This window comes from Pseudarthrobacter scleromae (assembly GCF_014644515.1).
Lineage (GTDB): Bacteria > Actinomycetota > Actinomycetes > Actinomycetales > Micrococcaceae > Arthrobacter > Arthrobacter scleromae.
Window position 1 is genome coordinate 691,167 of the sequence record NZ_BMKV01000001.1, and the last position, 22,385, is coordinate 713,551.

Below are 22,385 nucleotides of genomic sequence, written 5' to 3' on the forward strand. Positions count from 1 at the left end.
ACGGGAGCGAAGACGGCGGTTGCCGGGGCCGCGGAGCAGCCCCGGCAACTACGGGAGTTTCTTAGTAACGGTCAATCTCGGGCAGCTCGGGGGCAGTCTTGATGACTGCGCCTGCGGTAGCTTCCCAGGCCTTCTCGTAGGAACCGTCCTCCTCGAATGCCTCCAGCTGGTCATTGATCCAGTTGCGGAACTCGGTATCGTCCTTCTTCAGGCCGATGCCGTAAGGCTCCTTGGTGAACGTCTCGTCGGAAGCAAGCTTGAAAGCCTCCGGCTCCTTGTCCACAAAACCGGCAAGGATCACGTTGTCTGTGGTGACGGCTTCCACCTGCTTGTTGCGCAGCGGCTCAAGGCAGGCCGAGTAGGTTGCCGCCGGAACGAGTTCTGCACCGTACTGCTCCACAATGGTGGCTGCCGGCGTCGAACCCGTCACGGAGCATACCTTCTTGCCCCTGACGTCCTCAGGAGTCTTGATGGTGTCATTGTCCGCGTTGACCATCAGCGCCTGGCCGGCCTCGTAGTACGGGCCCGCGAAGCTGACAACCTGCTTGCGGTTGTCGTTGATGGTGTACGTGGCGATGACCAGGTCAACCCGGCCCTGCTCGATGAAGGGCTCGCGGTTCGCCGAAACGGTCTCGGACCATTCGATCTTGTCGGCCGGGATGCCCAGCTTGGCCGCGATCAGCTTGCCGATCTCCACATCGAAGCCGATGGGCTTACCATCCAGTCCCACCTGGCCGAAGAGCGGCTGGTCGAACTTGGTGCCGATCTTGATGGTGCCGGCCGAGGCGAGCTTTTCCATCGTGGTTCCGGCAGCGAACGTGGGCTCTGCAGCAACCGAGGGATCGCCCCCGGCGTCGGTGCCGCCTCCGCCGCAGGCGCTCAGGGACAGGGCGAGGGCGGCGGTAGCCGCCACGAAGAATGACTTCCGCCGGGTCATAAATGCCTTCATGACATTCCTTTCATTGCGGCCGTGGGTCACGGCCTGGGTGCGAACTTGGATGTTTGTCCGGGTGGATCAGTGGGTGAGGAGCTTGGAGAGGAAGTCCTTGGCGCGGTCGCTCTTGGGATTGGTGAAGAACTCCTCCGGGGTGGCGTCCTCAACGATCTGGCCGTCCGCCATGAAGACGACGCGGTCCGCGGCCTTGCGGGCGAAGCCCATCTCGTGGGTGACCACGATCATGGTCATGCCCTCCTTGGCCAGCTGGATCATGACATCCAGCACCTCATTGATCATTTCCGGGTCGAGTGCTGAGGTGGGCTCGTCGAAAAGCATGACCTTGGGCTTCATGGCCAGCGCCCGGGCGATCGCGACACGCTGCTGCTGGCCGCCGGACAGCTGTGCCGGGAGCTTCGGGGCCTGGTGGCCCACGCCAACGCGTTCGAGGAGCGCCATTGCGTCCTTGTCCGCGGTTGCCTTAGGGACGTTCTTGACCTTAATGGGCCCCAGGGTCACGTTTTCGAGGATGGTTTTGTGGGCGAAGAGGTTGAACGACTGGAAGACCATTCCGACGTCGGCACGCAGCTGCGCCAGCTCCTTGCCTTCCTCGGGGAGGACCTTTCCATCGATGCTGATGGTCCCGCCCTCGATGGTTTCCAGGCGGTTGATGGCGCGGCAAAGGGTGGACTTACCGGAGCCCGAAGGCCCGATGACCACAACAACCTCGCCCTTGCGGACCTGGAGGTTGATGTCCTTCAGTACGTGCAGCTGGCCGTAATGCTTGTTTACGGCGTTCAGGGAGACGAGGGCATCGCCGGGCACATGAGTAGTCATAGGAAGAATCTAGCGAACAACACCGGCTTATGACGCGAATCACCCCATGTTTCCTGCGGATCGTGATTCAAGAGATACCTCCCGCCGGCAGGTTAGCCTAGGGGAATGAGCATCAGTGCAGATCCGGCAAGAAATTCCCAGCCACGCCGCAAGGGGCCCCTTGAGCTGCGCCGCAAACAGGCGGCCGTGGAGATGTCGGACCAGCATCTGCTCGACACCAAGGGCCCCGGGCAGTTCGTCCACACCGATCCCTGGCGGGTCCTGCGCATCCAGAGCGAGTTCGTGGAAGGGTTTGGTGCCCTGGCGGACATCGGCAAGGCCGTGAGCGTCTTCGGTTCAGCACGCACCAAGCCCGGCAGCCCTTACTACGAGATGGGCGTTGAGGTGGGGCGGAAACTGGCGGAGGCCGGCGTTGCCGTCATCACCGGCGGCGGTCCCGGATCCATGGAGGCTGCCAACCGCGGCACCGTGGAAGGCAACGGCGTGTCCGTGGGCCTGGGGATCGAGCTGCCGTTCGAGCAGGGCCTGAACCAGTGGGTGGACCTGGGCATCAACTTCCGGTATTTTTTCGCCCGCAAGACCATGTTCGTCAAATACGCCCAGGGTTTCATCGTCCTGCCTGGCGGGCTGGGAACACTCGACGAGCTGTTCGAGGCCATGGTGCTGGTCCAGACGCGGAAGGTGACATCGTTCCCGATCGTCCTCCTCGGCGTTGACTTCTGGGGTCCCATGATCGAGTGGATCAGGGGCACACTCGTGGCTGAGGGCATGGTCTCCGAGAAGGACCTGGACCTGATCCAGGTGGTTGACGATCCCGCCGAGGCCGTGGACCGCGTGCTCCACGGGGCCGTTACTCCCTCCTTCAAGGGAGAGCAGCGGCCGGAGTAACCGGTCCCGCCCGGGTGTCCGGACTGGCAGCAGCCACCCGGTCTGGCACGATGGAATGGTGAGTTTCTTTCTGGTTTTCCTGGCCATCGGGCTGGTCGGGGCGGTTTTCTGGGTGGGCCTTGGCCTGCGTTCCGGCAGGACAGGCAACGGTCCTTTGCCTGTCCTGCTCGACGGCGGCTTCGAGCAGCCGCCTGCCAACCTTCCCCCTGTCCTGCTGCCCGCCCAGGCCGCGCCGGAGGATGTGGACCGTGTGCGCTTCTCCCTTGGCCTCCGTGGCTACAGGATGGACCAGGTGGACCAGGTCCTGGATGAGCTGCGGGACCAGTTCGCCTCCAAACAGGAAGAGATTGACGCCTTGCAGGCTGAGTTGCGGGCCCTGCGGGAAGCCGGCACTGCTGAACCCGGCGGGACCGCGTCCGCTGGAAAGAACACGCTGTGAGCACAGTGGCTCGTCGCCGCTCAGGCCTGCTCCCGTCGCTTCAAGGCGTGGCCGGGCGGGCGGGAACGGTTCTCCGGGGCTGGCCGTGGTGGCTGCAGGTCACCGCCGTCTATGTGGCCGCCCGCCTTGTCAGCGCCTGCATTTTCATGGCCGCTGCCCTCCACCAGGGTCCCAATCCCTGGTTTCCGGCAAAGCCTGATTACTGGAATTTCATCAACATCTGGGACGCGCGCTGGTACGCCCAGGTGATTGCCGGGGGCTACCCCTCCGTGCTGCCGATGGATGCCGCAGGCAACGTCCAGGAAAACACGTGGGCCTTCTATCCCTTGTTTCCAGCGTTGGCCGGAGGACTCAGCGGACTCACCGGCATGGCCCCCGCGGCGGCCCTGACCCTCATCGCCATGCTTGCGGGCTGGGGAGCGGCGCTGGTTGTCTACGTCCTGTTCCGGCACAAGGCTGCCCACACACCGGCATTTTGGGGCGTAGTTTTCTTCGCTACCTTCCCTGTGGCTGCTGTCCTGCAGGTGCCGTATGCCGAACCCCTGTCCCTGCTGCTCCTCGCGGCAGCGTTGCTGCTGGTGGTCCGGAGACAGTACCTCTGGGCCGTTCCGGTGGTGGTGCTCCTGTGCCTGTCCCGTCCGGTGGGCGTTCCCTTTGCGGCCATGCTGGGGCTGCTCCTCCTGCACCGTCTCTGGGCGCGGTTCGGCAAAGATCGGTTCGGTAATGCCAGATTCCGTGCTGTCACATCGGGTGCCGGGACGCAGGAAGGAACCCATTCACCCCGTGACCTCGCGGCCCTTGCTGTCCTGACCGGCGTCGGAGGCGCGATGGCGCTCGCCTGGCCCACGGCGGCGTGGGCGGCAACCGGAGACATCCAGGCCTACACAAAAACCGAAACAGCCTGGCGCGGCCACGACCTGGTGCCGTTCAAGCCCTGGTTCGACACCGGCATCAACCTTTTCGGACCGGTATTGGGGGTGCTGGCGCCCTTCATTTTCGTGGCCCTCTTCGCCGCCATGCTCTTCCTTCCCCCCGTACGGCAAATCGGCGTCGAACTCCGGCTGTGGTGCGCCTGCTACATGGGGTACCTGGTGGTGTTCCTGCACCCGCAGACCAGTACCTTCCGCATGCTGCTGCCGCTGTTTCCGCTGGCACTGGGTGCTGCCCTGGTCTCCAGGTCGCGGGCTTACCGGGGGACGGTGGTCCTCATGTTCCTGCTGCTGCAGATCGTCTGGATCGTGTGGTTGTGGGCGTGGGCGCAATTGCCCGGCGGCGGGGATTATCCACCCTAGCCTTTGGGGCTTTCGCGCAGGTCAGGGCTGAAATACCACGACGCCGGAAATGTCCATCGATTAGCTACGTGCGGGTAATTCCGCGATAATAGTAAGTAAGCAAGGACAAAAAGCATTCAGAATACGCGCAGCCCGGGCGGTGTCCAACCACTCCGCCGCGGCAGCTTGATCTACATGCGGACACAGCCCGCCCGGGCTGATCAGTCCTGGGACTAAATGGAGGGGAATTCCTCATGGCGGCTATGAAACCACGCACCGGCGACGGCCCAATGGAAGTCACCAAGGAGGGCCGCAGCCTGATCATGCGCGTCCCGCTCGAAGGCGGCGGGCGACTGGTGGTCGAGCTGAACGCTGCTGAGGCAGCCAACCTCAAGGAATGCCTGGTCGGCGTTACCGAGTAAATCGTGACAAGGCAGGGCCCGCAGCCGCCAGGCTGCGGGCCCTGCCTTTTTCGAATCCCTACTTCTTCACGGCCACCAGCAGGCCATCGCCGGTGGGAAGCATGGCCGAAGCAAGCCTGTCGTCGTCGCGTATTGCCTTGCCCACCTGGCGCAGGACCACGGTGGTGGCGTCCCGGCTTGCCGGGTTGGCCACCTTGTCCTTGTCCAGCGCGTCATTCACGATCAGCAGCCCTGCGGGCTTCAGGAGCCGGATTGCCTGTTCCACATATCCGGGAAGTCCGGGCTTGTCGGCGTCAATGAAGACGAGGTCGTAGGCACGGTCCGTCAGCCGGGGCAGGACGTCGCCCGCCCGTCCGGAAATGGTCCTGGTGCGGTTGGCGGGGCTGCCCGCCTCGGAGAATGCCTCGCGCGCCGCCCGGAGGTGTTCGACATCGACGTCGATGGTGGTGAGGACGGACTGGGGACCGAGGCCGCGCAGCAGGCACACTCCTGAAACGCCCGCTCCGGTCCCGATCTCGACGGCGGTCTGGGCCTTGGACGCGGCAGCCAGCACGGTGAGGACTGCTCCCACTCCCGGGCCAACGGGCGTCACACCGAGCTCGAAGGAGCGCTCCCTGGCCCGAAGCATGACCTCATCCTCAGCAGGAAGATCTTCTGCATAGGACCAGCTGGTGGACTTGTCGGCGCTCATGGGTTTCGCTTTCTGGGCGGCAGGGAATGTCCTCTACAGCCTACTGTGTCCGATGGCAACGGCAGGGAAGGCAGGCTGTTGCGCCTATGGCTGAACTTTTCCACAATCAGGAAATTCCCAGACAAGTTTGAAATGATTAATATCCGCTCATCCAAAAGGTGACCGGCGCCGAATCAGAGATGTCAACAGTATCCGGGCGTTAGTATTCCACGAGGGGAGTGGACGATGTCATCTTCAGTTGTGGCACCTGTCCCTGCAACAAACCATCCTGAGGCGGAGTGGGTGCGTCCCACCTGGGAAGAAGTGGTTACCAACCACTCGGCGAAGGTTTACCGGCTGGCCTACCGCCTGACGGGCAACAAGTACGACGCCGAGGACCTCACCCAGGAGGTGTTTGTCCGCGTCTTCCGCTCGCTGGAGAACTTCAAGCCGGGCACGCTGGACGGCTGGCTGCACCGGATCACGACCAACCTCTTCCTGGACCAGGCACGGCGGAAAACCCGGATCAGGTTCGACGCCCTCGCCGAAGATGCCGAATCCCGGCTTCCCGGACGTGAACCGGGTCCGGAACAGAGCTTCGAGCTCAACAACCTGGACGTGGATGTCCAGGCTGCGCTGGAGGAACTACCGCCGGACTTCCGCGCTGCCGTCGTCCTCTGCGACCTCGAAGGCCTGTCCTACGACGAAGTGGCGGAAGCGCTGGGCGTCAAGCTCGGCACTGTCCGCTCCCGGATCCACCGCGGACGGACCATGCTTCGGGAGAAGCTGGCACACCGGGATCCGCGTCCCCAGCAGTCGCGCCGCAAACTGTCCATGCCGCGTATCGCCGGTATCCTCTGAACGGCGCATGAGGTCCCGGACTCCATTCGGACGCAGGCACCAGCGCACGCGCAGCCATCTCCAGTCCTGCCACGAATGCTCTGCAGCGTTGCGGCGGGAACGCCAGTACCTGGAGCGGCTCCGCGATGCCCCCATCCCTCCCGCCAGCGATGACCTGACGGCCCGTCTGCTGGCACGGACGCAGGAACTGGCTGCCGTCCCGCACCGTCCCGCCCAGCGGCCCGCGTCGCCGCGCACGGCTGTCCGGGTCCTGGCGCTGGCCGCCGGCGGCAGCACGGCCGCTGCGGCGGTCCTGGCTGCAGGTGCCTTTGCGGCTGCAGGGGACCCCCTGCCCGGGGATGCCATCGGAAACCCCGCAGCCTTCTCGCAGGTGTCATCCCAGACGCCGGCGGACGGCAGGCAGCTGAACGCTGAACAGCTCACCCGGCTGCGCACCGAAGGCTGGGCCTGCCCGGAACTTGAAGCGATGGGCTTCCACCTTGAGTCGGCAAGGGCCACCGTGCTCAACGGGCAGCCGGCGGTTGAGCTGAGGCTGTCCGACGGGGCCCACTACGCCACTGTGACTGAACAGCGGCTCCCCAAGCAGGGCGGTGACAGTCAGGACCCCGGCGGACAGAAGGGTGCTGCGGACCGGGAAGCCGGCACGGCCGGTAACAACCTTCGCGTGTGGGAGTCTTCGCCGTGGTCGGCAACCTACCTGACGCCGGGGCACAGCTTTACCTACGAGTCCGACCTGCCGGCGGAACGGGCCGATGACGCCGTCCCCATCCTGCAGAGCATGGGCACCAGGGCTGAAGAAGGCGTTGCCGCCGGAATCCCGCCTTCTGCGGAAGCGGGCGGGGAACCGCTCACGACGCGGCTGCAGCGCGGGGCCAACCGGATTGTGGCCTTTTTCGTCCCGTAGCGCAGGCAGTTCTCCCGGGCCCCGGGTTGAAATCGTCACTGGCAGCCCGGAGAGGGTAATCTTCCTAAAGTGTTTGGAATCAACGGCCCGGAGTTCTTTCTTCTGCTGATCATTGGCGTTCTGGTGATCGGCCCCCAGCGGCTGCCCGAATACACCCAGAAGCTGGCGAACCTGGTCAAGGAAGTCCGGCGCATGGCGTCCGGTGCCCGTGAGCAGATCAAGGAAGAAGTCGGCATCGACATCGATGATGTCGACTGGAAGAAATACGACCCCCGGCAGTACGATCCCCGCCGCATCATCAAAGAGGCGCTCCTCGACGACGACTCCAAACCCGTCAGCGCCGGCGCGCCGGCCGCCGTGGCCGCAGTCTCCGGGGCCGCCGCCGTGGCAGCGGATGCCGCGCCCGGGCGGCCGGAACGGGTGCTCCAGTCACTGCCGCCGGGCGAGGCAGCACCCTTCGACACCGAAGCCACCTAGAAGCGCCTGCGCGCACAGCAAATCCCCGACAGTTGCCTTTTTCTGCACCCTTGCCGGCGGCTCAGCGCGGCTGAAGGCCCAGTTTCATTCCGGCGAGTCCGCGCGGTTTTGCCGCCAGTTGTCCGGCGATACCTGACAGTGCCGCCGCGGCCGGTGTGCCGGCCTGGCCGAGGACGATCGGCACGCCGGTGTCCCCGCCTTCACGCAACTGGATGTCCAGCGGAATCTGGCCCAGGAGCGGCACCTCTGCCCCCACCGTTGCCGTCAGCCGCTCGGCGAGGACCTGCCCGCCGCCGCTGCCGAACAATTCCATCCTGCCGCCGTCGGGCATTTCCAGGTAGGACATGTTCTCGATGACGCCCGCCACCTTCTGGCCCGTTTGCGTGGCGATGGCTCCCGCGCGCTCGGCGACGTCCGCGGCAGCAGCCTGCGGCGTAGTGACCACCAGGATTTCCGCCTTCGGAAGCAGCTGGGCCACGGAGATCGCGATGTCACCGGTGCCGGGCGGCAGGTCGAGGAACAGGGCATCCAGGTCGCCAAAATAGACGTCGGTAAGGAACTGTTCGAGGGCGCGGTGCAGCATGGGTCCGCGCCAGGCCACAGGCTGGTTTCCGCTGACGAACATCCCGATGGAGATTACCTTCACCCCGTAGGCGACCGGGGGCAGGATCATGTCGTCCACCCGCGTGGGCTGCTGCGTGATGCCCATCAGTCCCGGGACGGAGAATCCGTAGACGTCCGCGTCCACGATGCCGACGCGCAGGCCCTGCGCTGCAAGGGCACAGGCCAGGTTGACGGTCACCGAGGACTTCCCGACCCCGCCCTTGCCGCTTGCCACCGCGTAGACCCTGGTCAGGGAACCAGGCTCGTTGAAGGGGATGCCGCGCTGGCCTCCTTGGCCGCGGAGCAGCTCCTTGAGGGCATCGCGCTGTTCCTGGGTCATCACCTTGAGTTCAACGTCGACGGCGGCCACTCCCGGAACTGCCAGCAGCGCGTTCGTGGCATCTGCCGTAATGGTCTCCCGCAGGGGGCAGCCGGAGATGGTGAGCAGGACTGCCAGGCTGGCCCGGCCGGCGTCGTCCACGGCGACAGACTCCACCATGCCCAGTTCGGTGATGGGGCGGCGGAGCTCGGGGTCGATGACCGTGGCCAGGGCAGCGTTGACTGCCTCAGCCAACGCAGTGTTGGCAATGGGTTCGCTCATTAACGGTCCTGGGTGGAATGGCCGGGCTTGACCCGGGGGATCTGCTGGGTGCGGGGGTTCCGTTGCCGGTCGCGCTGTTCCTTGAGTTTTTCCTTGACCTTGTCGCGGGGGGATTCGTGCTGCCCCTGCCCGGAGGGATCATGGGTCCGGAGCTCCTCCTGGGCCTCCAGCATGTCCTCAAGCAGCGAACGGAGCTCGGCACGGACGTAGTCACGTGTGGCAACCTCGCGCAGCGCAATCCGCAGGGAGGCGAGTTCCCGCGTGAGGTACTCAGTGTCGGACAGGTTGCGCTCGGCGCGCTGGCGGTCCTGCTGGAGCGAGACGCGGTCGCGGTCGTCCTGCCGGTTCTGGGCCAGCAGCAGGAGCGGCGCCGCGTAGGAAGCCTGCAGGGACAGCATCAGCGTCAGCAGGGTGAAACCGAGCGCGCGGGAATCGAACTGCCACTCGAGCGGTGCCCACGTATTCCACGCCAGCCAGATGACCACGAAGACCGTCATGTAGACCAGGAACTGCGGCGTACCCATGAAACGGGCAAAGCCCTCTGTGGCGTGGCCGAAGGCATCGGGATCCGGCGAGAACTTGGGCAGGATCCGCTGGCGGCCGCTCAGCGGCGTGTCCAGGCTGCCCTTGTCCGCCGTCTTCCTGGCGGGTGTCCGCTGGTTCGGATTTTTTGGTGCGCTGCTCTCAGCCAATACGGCCACCAAGCCTTCTTATCGGGGCTTCGCCATCGTGGGCGCGCCAATCATCCGGCAACAGATGATCCAAAACGTCATCAACAGTCACCGCCCCCACAAGCCGGCCGGCGTCATTGACCACGGGGAGGGAGTTCAAATTGTAGGTAGCCAGCGTCCTCGCCACTTCGCTGATGTGTGCCTGGTCCGACAACGGTTCCAGGTTCTTGTCCACCAGGTTGCCGAGCGGCTCGAACGGCGGGAACCGGAGCAGCTGCTGGATGTGGACAACACCCAGGAAACGGCCGGTCGGCGTTTCCAGCGGCGGCCTGGCGATGAAGATGGAGGAGGCAAGCGCGGGGGAGAGTTCCTCGCGGCGCACGTGGGCCAGGGCTTCGGCAACCGTGGCCTCGGGAGGAAGGATCACCGGCACCGGGGTCATGAGCCCGCCCGCGGTGTCCTCGTCGTATTCCAGCAGGCGCCGGACGTCCTCTGCGCCCTCCGGCTCCATCAGCTGAAGCAGCTCCTCCGCCTGGGCGGAGGGGAGCTCGCCGAGGAGGTCGGCGGCGTCGTCGGGGTCCATTTCCTCCAGCACGTCGGCTGCGCGCTGCACGTCAAGGGCGGAGAGGATCTCCACCTGGTCGTCCTCCGGGAGCTCCTGGAGGACGTCGGCCAGGCGTTCGTCCTGCAGCTCGCTGGCCACCTCGAAACGGCGTTTGTCGCTCATTTCCTGCAGTGCTTCTGCGAAGTCTGCGGGTTTGAGGTCCTCATGGTTGGCCACGAACTGGGTGGCGGCCTGCGGCTCCGTGCGCGGACCCTGGAGGGCGTCGGCCCAGTCGATGATCAGGGTTTCGTTGCGGCGGAGCCGGCTGAGCGGGGAGAGGGAATGGCCGCGCCGGACAAAGAGCTTGCTGACGAACCAGTCGCGGGAGCGGTGCTGGTCCATGGCAATGTCTTCGATGGTGGCGTCGCCGCTGCCGTCCCGCAGGGTGACGCGGCGGTCGAACATCTCGGCCACCACCAGCGTTTCGGCGCCGCGCTGCTCGAAGCGGCGCAGGTTCACCAGCCCGGTGCAGATGATCTGGGTCTGGTCGATGGAGGTAATGCGCGTCATGGGCACGAAGACGCGCTTCTTGCCTGGGACTTCGACGACGATGCCCACCACGTGCGGTGCGCCCTGCGTTCCCCGGGACAGCACAACAACATCGCGCAGCCGGCCCAGCCGGTCGCCCAGCGGGTCGAAGACGTCGAGGCCCAAAAGGCGCGCCACGAAGACGCGGGTAGGAGTTGTGCTCACTCCTACAGGCTACCGAGTCTGCTCTCTTTTAGCTGAATTTGCAGGCAGCACACATGCTCATGGGCAAGAATGGGGGTATGGCAAACATATTTGGTGCTCCCAAGGCCGGCGGGCCCGGCGGAATGGATGAAGCCCGGGCCGTTCCCACCGGCGATACCGTGGGTTCCTACACGTCCTACTTGGATGCCCAGAAGGCCGTGGACTACCTTGCGGACCAGCAGTTTCCCGTCCACATGGTGTCCATCGTAGGCAACGAGCTGAAGATGGTGGAGCGGGTGACCGGCCGCTTGAGCTACCCCAGGGTGGCACTCTCCGGAGCGCTGAGCGGCATGTGGTTCGGCCTGTTCGTGGGTGTCATGCTGTCCTTCTTCGCACCGTCGCCAGGATACTTCTCCATACTTACCTCGGTGCTGATGGGCGCAGCGTTCTTTATGCTCTTCGGCATCGTCACCTACGCCATGCAGCGCGGCAAGCGTGACTTCACCTCCACCAACCAGGTGGTGGCCACCAGCTACGACGTCGTGGTGTCGCCGGAGGCTGCCCACGAGGCACGGCGGCTGCTCCAGCAGCTGCCGATGACCCGCTCGGATGCGGCCGCCGGCGGTGGCCCCTACACCCAGCGCGACTACAACAGCCAGCCCTACCAGCAGAACCAGCCCGGCCAGGGTCCTGCCCGTCCCTCGGGCTGGAACGATCCTTATGGCCAGCAGTCTTCCGGGTCCTCCGCCCAGGCGCATCCTGTCCAGGCGGACCAGGGCCCGGCTGCTGCCCCGCAGCAGGAGCAGCCCGCCCCGGCCCGGGCCGTACGGTACCCGGACCTGCCGGACGGCCGGCCGCAGTACGGCGTCCGGCTGCCGCAGGAGCCCACCGCTGACGCAGGCCACCCGGACGCCGGTCAGCAGGCCACGCAGGGTCAGCGGGTTGACGGCCAGCCGGACGCACCGGGGCACGCTCCTGAGCAGCACCCGGGCGAGCCGCGGCAGTAGCCCGCAGCGGCCTGACGGGGAAACAAAAGCGGGGCTGCCGGAACATGTGTTCCGGCAGCCCCGCTTTGTTGGTTTAATCAGCAGGTTTGCCGAGGATGGAAGGCTCATACGGTAGCCATCCCAAAACCCGGGGCCCGCGGGGACTAGGCTTCCTGGGCCCCGTCAGCTTCACGGTAGATGCCCGCCATCCAGTCCTGCACGTCCTCGGCCTTGCGCGGCAGGGCCGCGCTCAGGTTGACCGGGCCGTCGGCGGTCATCAGGACATCGTCCTCAATCCTGACGCCGATTCCGCGGTATTCCTCCGGGATCGCCAGGTCCTCGGCCTTGAAGTACAGGCCGGGTTCGATGGTGAAGACCATTCCTTCGGTGAGGATGCCGTCCAGGTAGAGCTCCCGTTTGGCCTGGGCGCAGTCGTGGACGTCCAGCCCCAGGTGGTGGCTGGTGCCGTGCGGCATCCAGCGGCGGTGCTGCTGGCCCTCGGGACTGATGGCCTCCTCCACCGTCACCGGGAGGAGCCCCCACTCCGCAAGCCGCTCGGCCAGGACGGTGGTGGCTGCAGTGTGGATGTCGCGGAACTTCGCCCCGGGCTGCGCGGCGGCGAACCCGGCGTCGGCCGCGTCGAGCACCGCTTCGTACACTTTGCGCTGGATGTCGGTGAACACGCCGCTGGCGGGAAGGGTGCGGGTAATGTCCGCCGTGTAGAGGGAATCCGCTTCCACGCCGGCGTCCAGCAGGAGGAGCTCTCCGGCGTGGATCTTTCCGGTATTGCGGGTCCAGTGGAGCACCGTGGCGTTGTTACCGGAGGCCGCGATGGTGTCGTATCCCAGTTCGTTCCCCACCTCGCGTGCCCGGGCGAAGAAGGCGCCTTCCACCACGCGCTCGCCGCGGGCATGCGTGAGGGCGCGCGGCAGGACTTTCACCACCTCCTCGAAGCCTTCAACGGTGGCAGCCACGGCGAGCTTCATTTGCTCGATCTCCCAGTCGTCCTTGAGCAGGCGCAGTTCGGAGAGGGCTTCGCTCAGCTTTTCGTCCAGGGCATCGAGGACGGCGAGGTCCAGGTTGTCCGGGTCCTTGGCCGTGTTGTATCGGGCGGTGTCCACCAGCGCGTCGATGTTCTCATCCACCTTGCGGACCAGTCGGATGGAGATGCCGCCGATTTCCGGGGCGCCCACGTCCTTGGTGATGGCTGTCTCGAGCTGGTCGATGTGTGCCGTTGCCATGCCAAGGCGTGCCTCGAACTCGGCCAGGGTGGGACGGGCGCCGATCCAGAACTCGCCGGCCCGGGAGTCCGCGTAGAACTGTTCCGTGTCCCGCCCTGCCAGCGGCCGGAAGTAGAGCGTCGCCCGGTGGTGGCCGCCGTCGTCGCCCTTTCCTTCCCCGACCGGTTCAAGGATCAGGACGGCGTCAGGCTCGTGGTCGAGGCCGAGCCCGGTGAGGTGCGCGAATCCGGAGTGGGGGCGGAAGCGGTAGTCGCAGTCGTTGGAGCGGACTTTCAGCGGGCCGGCGGGGATCACCAGGCGTTCGCCCTTGAACTGTCCGGAGATTGCCCTGCGCCGGGCCGAGGCGTGGCCGGCTACGGCGTCACGTGCCGGGAGCTCCTGGCTGGCGGGCGCCCAGTTGCCGGCCATGAAGGCCCTGAAAGCGTCGGAACTGGGCCGCTGCGAGCGGTTGTTGACGCGCTCCTCCAGCGGCTGGGAAGCAGAGGTGGGGGTGTTTTCGGCATCTTTCACCGCACCATCGTCTCACCAGCGTCGCGGCTGCGCGAACAGGCGCAGCCCGTGTGGGCGGGGGCCGGTACGGGGGAGTTGCGGCCGGGCATACACAGGGTGAACGCCGGGTCAACTAGTCTGGACAGGTGAGGATCGACCTGCATGCCCACTCCAATGTCTCGGACGGCACCGAGAATCCCGCAGACGTCATGGCTTCCGCCGCCCGCGCCGGCCTGGACGTCATAGCGCTGACGGACCACGATTCCACGGCAGGCTGGGATGAGGCCTCTGCTGCGGCCGTTGAGCACGGAGTAGCCCTGGTCCCCGGGATGGAGGTTTCCTGCCGGACAGAGGAGGGCATCAGCGTCCACCTCCTGAGCTATCTGCACGACCCGAAGCATCCGGGACTACTGGAGGAAATCACCAAGGCCAAGGACGCGCGGCATACCCGTGCCGAGCGCATGGTCACCCTGCTTGCGGAGGACTACCCCCTCACCTGGGACGACGTCATCCACCATGTGGCCCCCGGCGCAACCCTCGGCCGCCCCCACATTGCGGACGCCCTCGTGGCCGCCGGGGTGGTGGAGGACCGCTCCGAGGCCTTTGCCTCCATCCTCACCTCACGCTCGCGCTACTTCATCCAGCACTACGCACCCGCGCCGGCCATCGCCGTCGAACTGGTCCGTGCTGCCGGCGGGGTCCCTGTCTTCGCCCACCCCGTGGCATCCTCCCGCGGCAGGATCGTAGGTGAGCGGGTGTACCAGGAGATGATCGACGCCGGCCTGGCGGGCCTGGAGATCAACCATCGTGACAATCCGGAAGAAGGGCGCCGGTTCCTGCGGCGGCTCGCCGGCAAGCACGACCTCCTGATTACCGGATCATCGGACTACCACGGCACCGGCAAACCGAACCTGCTGGGGGAGAACCTCACCGAGCCGGACGTCCTGGCGAGGATCGAGGAGCTGGGGACAGGGACCGCCGTCGTCCGTCCCTGATCACGGCAACCAGGTAGCAGCACATGTCGTTTTGGAGGCTCAAACCGACATGTGCTGCTACCTAGTTGGGAGGGTAGGCCGTGAACTCGGCGTGGGCACCCAGACGCTGGGCCATGATGTCGATGGCCGGCTGGTTCTGGTCCACGCACACAAACCTGCGGTCCATCTTTGCGGCCACCGCACCCAGGGTTCCGGAACCGGCGAAGAAGTCCAGGCACCAGTCACCGGGCCGGCTGGACGCCGCCACCACCCGGCGGATGAGGCCCTCCGGCTTTTGCGTCGGGTACCCGGTCTTTTCCTTGCCGGTGGGCGAGACGATGGTATGCCACCAGACGTCCGTGGGCAGTTTGCCCAGTTCGCGTTTGGCAGGCGTGACAAGGCCCGGTGCCATATACGGTTCGCGGTCCACCTCGGCGCTGTTGAAGTGGTACTTCGCGGGATTCTTGACGTACACCAGGATGTTGTCGTGCTTGGTGGGCCAGCGGTTCTTGGCCCGGGCGCCGTAGTCGTAGGCCCAGATGATCTCGTTCAGGAAGCATTCACGGCCGAAGATCGCATCCAGCATCACTTTGGCGTAGTGCACCTCGCGGTAATCGAGGTGCAGGTACAGGGTGCCGTCCTCCGCCAGCAGCCGCCACGCCTCCACGAGCCGCGGCTCCAGGAAGGACCAGTAGTCGCTGAAGGCATCGTCGTAGCGGTGGAGCGCGCCTTTGATGGTGTCGTAGGAGCGCCCCTTGAAGCCGACGCGGTCGCCGGTGCCGTCCGCGTTGACCACCATGGTGGTCTGCTGCCGCCGCTGGGCCCGGCCCGTGTTGAACGGGGGGTCCACGTAGATAAGTGTGAAGGCGCCGTCCGGCAGCGAGGGGAGGAAGTCCGCGTTGTCCGCGTGGACCACCAGGCTGCTGCCGTCCGGCGCCCAGACAGTGTCAGTCATGAAGGGTGTTAGGCCTCGGTGCTGCCGGATTGTGCGGCGTTCCCGCCGCCCACCACTTCACCGTTGCGGCGCCGGGTGCGGGTGCGGGGGCGCCGGGTGCGTGAGGGCTGCTCGGCCTCGGTTGCTGCCGGAGCGTCACCGGCAGCTGCGGGTGCTGCGGCTGCCTCGGGCGTACGACGGCGGCGCTCGCCGGAGCGGGCAGCGGAGTCGCCGCTGCGGCCGCCTTCGCGCTTGGCCCCGCGGTCACGGCTGTCGCGGCCACGGCCGTCGCGGTCGCGGGAACTGCCGGCGTCGCGGCCTCCGCGGGCGTTCTTCTTGCCCGTTTCGCCCAGGTCCTCCAGCACCTCGGCGTCCACACCGGCCAGGGTGCGCTTGTCGCGCGGAAGCCGGCCCTTGGTGCCTACGGGAATGTCCAGGTCCTCAAAAAGATGCGGAGAAGAGGAGTAGGTTTCAATGGGCTCCGGCACGCTCAGGCCCAGGGCTTTGTTGATCAGTCCCCAGCGCGGCATGTCGTCCCAGTCCACGAAGGTCACGGCGGTGCCCTTGTTGCCGGCACGGCCGGTGCGGCCCACCCGGTGCAGGTAGATCTTTTCGTCTTCCACGCACTGGTAGTTGATGACGTGGGTGACGTCGTCCACGTCGATGCCGCGGGCGGCGACGTCGGTTGCCACCAGGACATCCACCTTGTTGTTGCGGAAAGCCCGGAGCGCCTGCTCGCGTGCGCCCTGCCCCAGGTCGCCGTGGATCGCGGCGGCGGCAAAACCGCGGTCCACCAGTTCCTCGGCGACCTTGGCCGCGGTGCGCTTGGTCTTGGTGAAGATGATGGTCCGGCCGCGGCCCTTGGCCTGGAGGATGCGGGCCACCACTTCGATCTTGTCCATGCTGTGCGCACGGTAGATCAGCTGGCGGATATCCCGCTTGGTGAGGCCTTCGTCATCCGGATCAGCAGCACGGATGTGGGTGGGCTGGGTCATGTAGCGGCGGGCCATGGCAATGACGGGGCCGGGCATGGTGGCGGAGAACAGCAGGGTCTGGCGGACTGCCGGCGTGGCCGCGATCAGGGTTTCGACGTCGGGCAGGAAGCCGAGGTCAAGCATTTCGTCGGCCTCGTCCAGGATGACGACCTTGACGTTTTTCAGGCTCAGGTGCTTCTGCTTGTAGAGGTCGATGAGGCGCCCGGGGGTTCCCACCACAACCTCCACGCCATTCTTCAGGGCTTCCACCTGGGGCTCGTAGGCCCGGCCGCCGTAAATGGTGGCGATGCGTGCGTTCCTCTTGCGGGAGGCCGTCTGCAGGTCGTTGGCCACCTGCACCGCGAGTTCACGGGTGGGAACGATGACCAGGGCCTGCGGTGCGCCGGGGACAGCGAGCTTTTCGTAGCCGGCGTCGTCCCGGCCCACCACCCGCTGCAGGGCGGGGATGCCGAAGCCCAGGGTCTTGCCGGTGCCGGTCTTCGCCTGGCCGATGATGTCGTGGCCGGAGAGGGCCACCGGCAGGGTCATGGCCTGGATGGGGAAGGGATGGGTGATGCCGGCGTCCGCGAGGGATTCCACGATGTCGGCGCGGACGTTGAAGTCCGCGAAGGACTTCTCCTCAATCTCGTGCGGCTTCTCGTCGGAGATGATGGTCTCTTCCGGCTCGATCGTTTCGGTGCCGGAGTCGTCCGTCAGGAGCTGGTGGGTATGCAATTCACTCACGTGGAGTTTCCTTATTCATTTGGGCATTGGCGCTGCCTGCTCAACGGGCCGGCCCAAGGCCGTTCCGGAGCACGCTCAGGCGCGCAAGCAATTCCAGTGGAAGCCGATCGCGGGCTATCTAAAATGCTGGCACTGGTGACCAGCGGGTGTATCTCAAGATCGCGTAGGGGCGGGCTTGTTGGTTTCAAATCAAGGAAATCAACGACCGGGCATCCATTTCTACCTCTTCAGTCTAGCCGCACGGGGACGGAAACCCGGCTTTGGCCCGGTGTGCCTGCCTACCCGCAGGAAGAACCGCCCCTCTCAGGACAAGGACGGGACCAGCTCGAAATGCACTTCCCGGGTGGCAATGTCGGAGGACACCAGGCGTACCCGGACCTTGGTTCCGGCCACCAGTTCGCCGGCACAACGGGCCGTGACGGCAGGCTCGGCAATCTGGATGATGCCCGAGCCGCCGTTGCCGTTGCCGTTCTTTCCGTTGCCGCCGTTCCCGTTTTCCTTCTGGGGCTTGGATCCGGAGATCACGATCGCGTCGAACTCCTGTCCGATGTGGTTCACGAGGAGCGCCGCCTCCACTGTGTCCAGGGCCAAGCGTTCCATCCGGGACGCCAACTGGTCCGAGCTGGCCATGATCTCGGGAAGCGACGGCAGCGCCTCACGGACCCAGCCGGGCACCTCGCCGCCGTTGCACAGGGCCTCGCAGGTCACCAGGACAAAGCGGTCCACCAGGCGGCGCAGCGGTGCGGTGGTGTGGGCGTAGGCGGCCCCGATGGCTGACTGCACGGCGTCCTCAGGGACCGTGCCGTCGAACGCCGTATACGCCGCACCGCGGAAGAGCATTCCCGCTGAGTGCATGATGGCCAGCTGGCGGGGATCGGTGGGATCCAGGCTGCGGAGGTATTCGCCGTAGCTGACCTCACCGTCCCAGGGCTTCCCAAGTGCCTCCGTCTGGAGCCGGAAATGGTGCAGGGAACGCTCGTCCGGTGAGGGCATGGTGCGGAGGATGCCCACTTTGCCGGCCAGCATGAGCTGCGCCGCCGCCATTCCCGTCATGAGCGAGATCTGGGCGTTCCAGTCCTCCACCGGAAGCTGCGGGGCCGCGGCAATCCGGTAGCCGCCGTCGGGAAGCTGGACAATCTCCTGGTCCGGCATGTTCAGGCTGGCACCCTCCCTGGCACGCTCCAGCTCCACGCGCTTGAGCCCCACCTCTTTGAGGAGGACCAGGACGTCTGAAGGGCTGCCGCCGTCCAGTTCCGCCTGGGCACCCTTGTAGCTGAGCTTGGCGCGGCTGCGCATCCGAGCCCGCCTGACCGTCACGGTTGTGACCTCGGCGCGGGCATCAAGGCGGAAGTCCCACACGAACGCGGAACAGTCCTGCCCCGGCAGGAGGCTTCCGGCGCCCTCGCTGATGACCTCCGGGTGCAGCGGAATGCGGCCGTCCGGGGTGTAGAAAGTCTGGCCGCGGCGCCGCGTCTCGGCATCCAGGGGACCGCCGGGAGCCACGAATGAGGGCACGTCGGCGATGGCGTAGAGCACGCGGTAGCTGCTGCCGTCCCGTTCAATGTGGAGCGCCTGGTCAAGGTCCGTGGACGACGCCGGATCGATGGTGATGAAGTCGATGCCCGTCAGGTCATGGGACGGCAGCTGCAGTGCCGACACCGCGGCCTCGGCGTCCTCCACGGCATCTTCCGGGTAGTCGCCCGGCAGCTCAAGCTCCGTCCGCAGGGCGCTGAGTGCAGCCTCGAGGGCGTTGGTGTGCTCGTGGACACTGGGGGCCAGCCGATGATGTGACACGAAAATCAGCGTAGCCCGAATTCCGCGAATAGTGCAGGGAACCGCCCGCGGGATGCGCCGCAGATCCGGCGCCGCGTCACGGGCGGGCGGCGTCCAGCGCGTCGAGCAGCGATGCGGCTGCGGCTGCCGGATCGTCGGCTTCCGTAATGGCCCGGACCACCACGATCCTGCTGGCCCCGGCTTCCACCACCTGTTCCACGTTGCCGTGGTCTATCCCGCCGATCGCGAACCAGGGCACGCCGCCGTCGGACTGTCCCTGCCCCTGCGCCGCTGAAGCGGCGGCCGCATACGTCACCAGGTCCAGGCCGACGGCGGCGCGGCCGGGTTTGGTGGGTGTTGCCCACAGCGGGCCCACGCAGAAGTAGTCGAGCGCCGCCGGGCCGGCGGCCGCGGCCAGGGCGGCATCCACCTGTTCAGGGCTGTGGCTGGACAGGCCGATGGCGGCGTTCCCGTTCAGCAGCGTCCGGGCTGCCTTGAGGGGAAGGTCTTTCTGCCCGATGTGGAACACCGGCGCTCCTGACAGCACGGCAATGTCGGCGCGGTCGTTGACTGCCCATAGCCTGCCGTGGCGGACCGCCGCCTCCTTTAGGATCGCTAAAAGTTCCAGCTCCTCGGCGGCTTCGATGGACTTGTCCCGGAGCTGGATGATGTCCACGCCGCCAGCGAATGCGGCATCCACGAACTGTTCGAAGTCGCCCCTGCTGCGGCGCGCGTCCGTGCAGAGGTAAAGGCGCGCACTGTGCAGCCCGGCGCTGCCCTCCGCGTTGATAAAGGCGTCTGTTCCGGACGGACGGGAAGCGGCGGCAGGGGGGTGGGACACATTCATGGGAGCCAGCCTAATTCCTTTACACTGGGCTCGTACTGCGGGAGCCGCGGCAGCTGTCACAAAGCGCCGGGCTGAGAGGGCGTCAGAGCCGACCGCTTGACCTGATCCGGTTAATACCGGCGTAGGGAAGGAGACTACCGATGCCTGACGTGCATGCCGTAAGCGGCCCCCCGTCTTCCGGCTCCACAATCACAACCGACGTTGCGGTGATCGGCGGAGGAGCCATCGGCCACGGCATCGCCTGGGAGGCGAGGCGGTCGGGCCGTTCGGTGGTGGTGATCGACGACGCCCCCGGCTCCGGAGCCAGCTGGGCGGCCGCAGGGATGCTTGCGCCGGTGAGCGAACTGCACTACCAGGAGGAGGACCTCCTGGAACTCATGCTCGAAGCCTCCGCCCGCTGGCCCGGTTTCGCTGCGGACCTCGCTGCGGCCGCGGACTCGAATCCCGGATATCTTACGACGCCGACCCTCGCCGTGGGTGCCGATGCCGCGGACAGGCGGGCGCTGCTGGACCTGCGTGCCGTCCAGCAGGCCAACGGCCTCACGGTTGAACCGCTCACCATCCGCGAGGCCCGGCGCCGCGAGCCCCTCTTGAGTCCGGGCATTGCCTGTGCGCTGGATACGCCGGGGGACCACCAGGTGGACCCCCGGCTGCTGGTGGCCTGCCTCCGCCGGGCCCTGGCGGGGGGTGCCCGCGCGACCGGAAGCGGCGTTGCCCGCGCCGCAGAGGGATTCGCCGTGCCGGACAAGGCAGCCGGCCTGCTCTGGCAGGACGGGGCCGTAGCCGGGGTAGCCCTGGAGGGCGGGGGTACCGTGCTGGCCGGGGAGACGGTGGTGGCCAACGGACTGCACGCCCCGGGACTCACCGGACTGCCAGTGAGCCTGCACCTGCCGCTGCGGCCGGTCCATGGGGACATCCTTCGACTTGCGGTACCGGCGCACCTCAGGCCCCTGGTGACCTCCACCATCCGCGGACTCGTGCGCGGTGTCCCCGTATATATCGTTCCGCGGCAGGACGGAACAGTGGTGATCGGGGCAACCCAGCGTGAGGACGCGTTGGGCAGGGGGGCGGGCTCCAGCGCCGGGGCGGTATCGGCAGGAGGCGTATACCAGCTTCTCCGCGATGCCCAGGTGCTGGTGCCCGCGGTCGCTGAGCTGGAGCTGCTCGAGTGCACGGCCCGCGCCCGGCCCGGCACACCGGACAACGCCCCGCTGCTCGGAAGGGTGCCGCTGCCCGGAGGACCTGAGGACCTGCAGACGGCGTCTGAAATGCCCGGCGCCCAAGGGTCACGCCACGTGCAAGGGCTCATCATTGCCACCGGATTCTTCCGGCACGGCATCCTGCTCACCCCAGCTGCGGCCGCAATCTGCCGCGAACTCATGGACGGCATCGAGGACCCCCGGTGGGCCCCGTTCAACCCCGGCCGGTTTCCCGCTGCTCCCTCCCACCTGGTTGAAGCGGCTGCAACCCCACCCAACACCCAGGAGACAGCATGAATATCACCCTGAACGGAAGCGGCCACACCGTGGCCAACGACGCTTCCATCACCGCGCTCGTCAGCGAGGTCACCGGCCGTCCACTGGCCGCGGACGGCCGGGCCACGGACGGGCGGAAGCTGGGTGTGGCCGTAGCCCGCAACGCCCAGGTGGTGCCCCGGAGCCTGTGGTCCGCCACGGCGCTCGCCGAGGGCGACGACGTCGAACTTGTCACGGCAGTACAGGGAGGCTGACCACCATGACCGGAACCACCATTACCAACAGCCAGCTCTCCGGTGTCCAGGACCCCCTGGTGATCGACGGCGTCCCACTGTCATCCCGGCTCATCATGGGCACCGGCGGCGCGCCCAGCCTGGACGGCCTGGGCGCCGCACTCCTGGCCTCCGGCACCTCACTGACCACCGTGGCCATGCGCCGCTATTCGCCGGATGAGGCGGGTTCGCTGTTCCAGCTGCTGGTGGACCACGGCATCCGGGTCCTGCCCAACACCGCGGGGTGTTTTACTGCGCGTGATGCTGTGCTGACCGCTGAACTCGCACGGGAGGCCCTGGAAACCGACTGGGTGAAGCTTGAGGTCATCGCCGACGAACACACCCTCCTGCCGGACGCCGTGGAGCTCGTGGACGCCACAGAGCAGCTGGTCAACAGGGGATTCAAGGTCTTCGCGTACACCAATGACGACCCCGTGCTGGCCCTGCGGCTGGAGAACCTCGGAGCCACCGCTGTGATGCCGCTTGGCTCGCCCATCGGCACCGGCCTGGGCATCCTCAATCCGCACAACATCGAGCTCATCGTGTCCCGGGCCTCGGTACCGGTGGTGCTTGACGCGGGCATCGGCACGGCCTCCGACGCAGCCCTCGCCATGGAACTGGGCTGCGACGCCGTGCTCCTGGCCACGGCGGTGACCCGGGCGCAGAACCCTGCCCTGATGGGGGAGGCCTTCAAGCACGCCGTCATCGCCGGTAGGCTGGCGAAAGCGGCTGGTCGCATACCCCGCCGTGAACATGCGCTGGCGTCGTCGGCAATGGAGGGCCGGGCCGAGTTCCTGTAGGCCCGCCTTCTGCCGGCCGGCG

23 protein-coding genes and 1 riboswitch are annotated in these 22,385 nt (G+C 66.5%); of the genes, 12 read left to right on the forward strand and 11 right to left on the reverse strand.

Annotation, left to right across the window (positions count from 1 at the left end; all coding sequences use genetic code 11):
* Window positions 1–61: 61 nt before the first annotated feature.
* Both IEX33_RS03295 and IEX33_RS03300 read right to left on the reverse strand, forming a co-directional pair.
* Window positions 62–949 (reverse strand): glutamate ABC transporter substrate-binding protein, encoded by an 888-nt coding sequence (locus IEX33_RS03295; RefSeq protein ID WP_104185065.1) that lies wholly within the window; start codon window positions 947–949, stop codon window positions 62–64.
* Between the two features lie 66 nt (window positions 950–1,015).
* On the reverse strand, window positions 1,016–1,771 hold the full coding sequence (locus tag IEX33_RS03300; RefSeq protein WP_188727622.1) for an amino acid ABC transporter ATP-binding protein: 756 nt from the start codon (window positions 1,769–1,771) through the stop codon (window positions 1,016–1,018).
* A gap of 105 nt (window positions 1,772–1,876) precedes the next feature.
* Between IEX33_RS03300 and IEX33_RS03305 the strand changes: the two genes are divergently transcribed.
* The 4 genes from IEX33_RS03305 (at window position 1,877) to IEX33_RS03320 (ending at window position 4,791) form a co-directional block, all read left to right on the forward strand.
* Window positions 1,877–2,659: an LOG family protein gene (locus IEX33_RS03305; RefSeq protein WP_104185063.1), complete on the forward strand. Its 783-nt coding sequence runs from the start codon at window positions 1,877–1,879 to the stop codon at window positions 2,657–2,659.
* Window positions 2,660–2,714: 55 nt separating this feature from the next.
* Entirely contained in the window at window positions 2,715–3,098 is a 384-nt protein-coding gene (locus IEX33_RS03310) for a DivIVA domain-containing protein (RefSeq protein WP_377089826.1), read from the forward strand.
* Window positions 3,095–4,390, forward strand: a complete 1,296-nt coding sequence (locus IEX33_RS03315) for a hypothetical protein (RefSeq protein ID WP_188727627.1) — start codon at window positions 3,095–3,097, stop codon at window positions 4,388–4,390. The genes IEX33_RS03310 and IEX33_RS03315 overlap by 4 nt, the downstream gene beginning before the upstream one ends.
* A gap of 233 nt (window positions 4,391–4,623) precedes the next feature.
* A complete protein-coding gene (locus IEX33_RS03320) occupies window positions 4,624–4,791 on the forward strand; it encodes a DUF3117 domain-containing protein (RefSeq protein WP_009357720.1) in 168 nt (55 codons plus the stop codon).
* 58 nt (window positions 4,792–4,849) lie between these two features.
* Here IEX33_RS03320 and IEX33_RS03325 read toward each other — a convergent pair whose 3' ends face one another.
* On the reverse strand, window positions 4,850–5,482 hold the full coding sequence (locus IEX33_RS03325; RefSeq protein ID WP_188727630.1) for an O-methyltransferase: 633 nt from the start codon (window positions 5,480–5,482) through the stop codon (window positions 4,850–4,852).
* A gap of 225 nt (window positions 5,483–5,707) precedes the next feature.
* Between IEX33_RS03325 and sigE the strand changes: the two genes are divergently transcribed.
* The 3 genes from sigE to IEX33_RS03340 all read left to right on the forward strand — a co-directional run bounded on the left by sigE (window position 5,708) and on the right by IEX33_RS03340 (window position 7,703).
* Window positions 5,708–6,322 carry an RNA polymerase sigma factor SigE gene (gene sigE, locus IEX33_RS03330; protein ID WP_104185060.1) on the forward strand — a complete coding sequence of 205 codons (615 nt, stop codon included), beginning with the start codon at window positions 5,708–5,710 and terminating at the stop codon, window positions 6,320–6,322.
* A 7-nt stretch (window positions 6,323–6,329) separates the two neighbouring features.
* Window positions 6,330–7,226, forward strand: a complete 897-nt coding sequence (locus IEX33_RS03335; RefSeq protein WP_229675209.1) for an anti-sigma factor — start codon at window positions 6,330–6,332, stop codon at window positions 7,224–7,226.
* 69 nt (window positions 7,227–7,295) lie between these two features.
* Window positions 7,296–7,703, forward strand: coding sequence for a Sec-independent protein translocase family protein (locus IEX33_RS03340; protein ID WP_188727632.1), 408 nt, complete (start codon window positions 7,296–7,298; stop codon window positions 7,701–7,703).
* Window positions 7,704–7,764: 61 nt separating this feature from the next.
* Here IEX33_RS03340 and IEX33_RS03345 read toward each other — a convergent pair whose 3' ends face one another.
* Genes IEX33_RS03345 through IEX33_RS03355 form a run of 3 tightly spaced genes read right to left on the reverse strand, consistent with a single transcriptional unit; the run spans window position 7,765 to window position 10,875 of the window.
* Complete coding sequence (locus IEX33_RS03345; protein ID WP_188727634.1) at window positions 7,765–8,907, reverse strand: Mrp/NBP35 family ATP-binding protein; 1,143 nt, start codon at window positions 8,905–8,907, stop codon at window positions 7,765–7,767.
* Window positions 8,907–9,608, reverse strand: a complete 702-nt coding sequence (locus IEX33_RS03350) for a DUF1003 domain-containing protein (RefSeq protein ID WP_174176464.1) — start codon at window positions 9,606–9,608, stop codon at window positions 8,907–8,909. Before IEX33_RS03350 ends, IEX33_RS03345 begins: the two co-directional genes overlap by 1 nt.
* Window positions 9,592–10,875: a magnesium transporter MgtE N-terminal domain-containing protein gene (locus IEX33_RS03355; RefSeq protein ID WP_066277496.1), complete on the reverse strand. Its 1,284-nt coding sequence runs from the start codon at window positions 10,873–10,875 to the stop codon at window positions 9,592–9,594. The genes IEX33_RS03350 and IEX33_RS03355 overlap by 17 nt, the downstream gene beginning before the upstream one ends.
* Before the next feature lie 77 nt (window positions 10,876–10,952).
* Here IEX33_RS03355 and IEX33_RS03360 point away from each other — a divergent pair, with 77 nt between their 5' ends.
* The gene (locus IEX33_RS03360; RefSeq protein ID WP_188727635.1) at window positions 10,953–11,861 is read left to right on the forward strand and encodes a general stress protein; all 909 of its coding nucleotides are present in this window, start codon (window positions 10,953–10,955) and stop codon (window positions 11,859–11,861) included.
* A 143-nt stretch (window positions 11,862–12,004) separates the two neighbouring features.
* Here IEX33_RS03360 and IEX33_RS03365 read toward each other — a convergent pair whose 3' ends face one another.
* Window positions 12,005–13,591: an aminopeptidase P family protein gene (locus IEX33_RS03365; RefSeq protein WP_188727637.1), complete on the reverse strand. Its 1,587-nt coding sequence runs from the start codon at window positions 13,589–13,591 to the stop codon at window positions 12,005–12,007.
* A 125-nt stretch (window positions 13,592–13,716) separates the two neighbouring features.
* Here IEX33_RS03365 and IEX33_RS03370 point away from each other — a divergent pair, with 125 nt between their 5' ends.
* Window positions 13,717–14,565: a PHP domain-containing protein gene (locus tag IEX33_RS03370; RefSeq protein WP_188727639.1), complete on the forward strand. Its 849-nt coding sequence runs from the start codon at window positions 13,717–13,719 to the stop codon at window positions 14,563–14,565.
* Between the two features lie 61 nt (window positions 14,566–14,626).
* On the opposite strand, the gene IEX33_RS03375 is transcribed toward IEX33_RS03370, so the two are convergent.
* The 4 genes from IEX33_RS03375 to thiE form a co-directional block, all read right to left on the reverse strand.
* Window positions 14,627–15,499, reverse strand: coding sequence for a DNA-methyltransferase (locus IEX33_RS03375; RefSeq protein WP_188727641.1), 873 nt, complete (start codon window positions 15,497–15,499; stop codon window positions 14,627–14,629).
* Window positions 15,500–15,507: 8 nt separating this feature from the next.
* Complete coding sequence (locus tag IEX33_RS03380) at window positions 15,508–17,196, reverse strand: DEAD/DEAH box helicase (protein ID WP_188727642.1); 1,689 nt, start codon at window positions 17,194–17,196, stop codon at window positions 15,508–15,510.
* Window positions 17,197–17,499: 303 nt separating this feature from the next.
* Entirely contained in the window at window positions 17,500–18,990 is a 1,491-nt protein-coding gene (locus tag IEX33_RS03385) for an RNB domain-containing ribonuclease (RefSeq protein ID WP_188727645.1), read from the reverse strand.
* Window positions 18,991–19,066: 76 nt separating this feature from the next.
* The gene (gene thiE / locus IEX33_RS03390; RefSeq protein WP_188727647.1) at window positions 19,067–19,816 is read right to left on the reverse strand and encodes a thiamine phosphate synthase; all 750 of its coding nucleotides are present in this window, start codon (window positions 19,814–19,816) and stop codon (window positions 19,067–19,069) included.
* A gap of 27 nt (window positions 19,817–19,843) precedes the next feature.
* Window positions 19,844–19,961: riboswitch (TPP riboswitch) on the forward strand.
* On the opposite strand from thiE, the gene IEX33_RS03395 reads away from it, so the two are divergent.
* The 3 genes from IEX33_RS03395 to IEX33_RS03405 all read left to right on the forward strand — a co-directional run bounded on the left by IEX33_RS03395 (window position 19,957) and on the right by IEX33_RS03405 (window position 22,363).
* A complete protein-coding gene (locus IEX33_RS03395) occupies window positions 19,957–21,312 on the forward strand; it encodes an FAD-dependent oxidoreductase (protein ID WP_188727649.1) in 1,356 nt (451 codons plus the stop codon). (Overlaps the previous riboswitch by 5 nt.)
* Entirely contained in the window at window positions 21,309–21,545 is a 237-nt protein-coding gene (thiS, locus tag IEX33_RS03400; protein WP_188727651.1) for a sulfur carrier protein ThiS, read from the forward strand. The genes IEX33_RS03395 and thiS overlap by 4 nt, the downstream gene beginning before the upstream one ends.
* 5 nt (window positions 21,546–21,550) lie before the next feature.
* Entirely contained in the window at window positions 21,551–22,363 is an 813-nt protein-coding gene (locus IEX33_RS03405; RefSeq protein ID WP_188727653.1) for a thiazole synthase, read from the forward strand.
* The last annotated feature ends 22 nt before the right edge of the window (window positions 22,364–22,385 follow it).